Genomic DNA, 1,410 nt, shown 5'->3' with positions numbered 1-1,410 from the left:
GTGGGGGCGACGGGGGCCGGAACGAGCTGGGGCAGGAGCACCAGCGCTGCGGCGACGGCGAGGGTCCAGGGTGCGCGGAGCCTGGCGACGAGCACCAAGGCCGCGCCGGTCGAAAGGGCCGCGCCGGCCCACCAGAGCTGGCGCGCCAGCGTATCGGCGACCGGCATGCCGGGCATGCCCGGGGGCAGCCCCAGGGCCGGGGCGAGGCTGAAGGCGGCAAAGCCGCCGGCCGCCCAATAGAAGCCGTTGGCGAAGGTGATGGGCAGGTTGAAGAACACCGAGACGGCGCCGATGACCAGCGCATAGCCGGCGGCCATGAGGATGTTGGAGAGCACCGTATAGGCGGTGCGCTCGAAACCGTCATGCGGGGCCCATTCGTCCTCGGCGTGCTCATGAGCCGGCGCGGCCGGTTCTGCAGCGGCCGCCGCGTCGGCGTGATCGTGCGCATGCGCCTCGCCGCCTTCATAGGCTTCGGCGGCGAAGATCAGCGGGGTGACGCGCCAGGCCTGGAACGCGGAGGTGGCAAGGCCAGCGCAAAGGGCTGCGACGAGCGCAGCAAAAAACAGATTGCGGAACATGTCTCTATTCCCTCGCCTGCCCTAGTGGCAGGGAAAGCCCATGGCGTGGCGCGTGTCGTGGGCGCCGTTGTGCAGGCGATAATCGCCGGCAAAGCCGGTGCCGACGAGGAGCACGAGGCCCAAAGCCAACGCGAGGCTGCCGGCGACGAGCCGTTGGGAGAGGGAAAGGGACTGGAGGCCCGAGTGGGCGGTGGTGGTATTGGCAGCTGCATTCATCGGCGACACCCTCCGTGCGCGAATCGATTGGGCGCTCTGGTTTGTCGCGCCCGGCTCACGTGCTGGCAGGTCTCCTGGCTCGCGATGTCCGAGGGACGACACCCTCGGGATCCATGCGCCTTCCCAGCCTTGCGGCCAGTGGCACCAACATGAACGCATCGCTCACAGTTGCGGGGGCAGCCACGGATTCGGCCCCTGATGGGTACGCCTCACCGTGTTCCCTTTTGATCCTCTCACCTATCGGTTTCGAGGAACCATCACGCTCTTGATGTTGCATGCAGGGACGGCCCGGTCAATCCTGCGGGGACGAAGGAGATTCCCATGAAAAGAATCGAGTTCTCGCGCGAGGAGACCAAGGCGATGGTCGGCGAGATCCAGGACTATTTCCGCGAGGAGCTGGACCAGCGGATCGGCGACATCCCCGCCGAGATGCTGATGCGGTTCTTTGCCGAGAAGATGGGGCCCTATTTCTACAACCGCGGGCTCTATGACGCCCAGGCGGTGCTGATGCAGCGCATGGACGAGCTGACGGACGCGGTCTATGCGCTGGAGCAGAAGACCAATTTCGTGCGGTAGGTGGCCACCACTCGCTGCGTGGTCGTGGCCGGCACCACCC

The 1,410-nt window shown here is 66.7% G+C and carries 3 protein-coding genes and 1 riboswitch; of the genes, 1 reads left to right on the top strand and 2 read right to left on the bottom strand.

The genetic code is table 11. The features are described 5' to 3' along the window. Positions 1–578, bottom strand: a 578-nt coding sequence (locus tag VE25_RS19940; RefSeq protein ID WP_046110433.1) for a CbtA family protein, incomplete at its 3' end; no start/stop codon positions are given. A 21-nt stretch (positions 579–599) separates the two neighbouring features. Then, positions 600–794: a CbtB domain-containing protein gene (locus VE25_RS19935; RefSeq protein WP_046110432.1), complete on the bottom strand. Its 195-nt coding sequence runs from the start codon at positions 792–794 to the stop codon at positions 600–602. Positions 795–841: 47 nt separating this feature from the next. Next, positions 842–1,068: riboswitch (cobalamin riboswitch) on the bottom strand. Between the two features lie 47 nt (positions 1,069–1,115). Here VE25_RS19935 and VE25_RS19930 point away from each other — a divergent pair. Further along, a complete protein-coding gene (locus tag VE25_RS19930) occupies positions 1,116–1,370 on the top strand; it encodes a DUF2164 domain-containing protein (protein WP_046110431.1) in 255 nt (84 codons plus the stop codon). Positions 1,371–1,410: the final 40 nt, after the last annotated feature.

Source organism: Devosia geojensis (genome assembly GCF_000969415.1).
GTDB lineage: Bacteria > Pseudomonadota > Alphaproteobacteria > Rhizobiales > Devosiaceae > Devosia > Devosia geojensis.
This window is presented reverse-complemented; position numbering and strand designations above follow the sequence as displayed.

What these genes read in the sequence shown, in the direction of transcription:
- VE25_RS19935 (WP_046110432.1), bottom strand. Translation starts at nt 794, where the DNA reads ATGAATGCAGCTGCCAATACCACCACCGCCCACTCGGGCCTCCAGTCC.
- VE25_RS19930 (WP_046110431.1), top strand. Translation starts at nt 1,116, where the DNA reads ATGAAAAGAATCGAGTTCTCGCGCGAGGAGACCAAGGCGATGGTCGGC.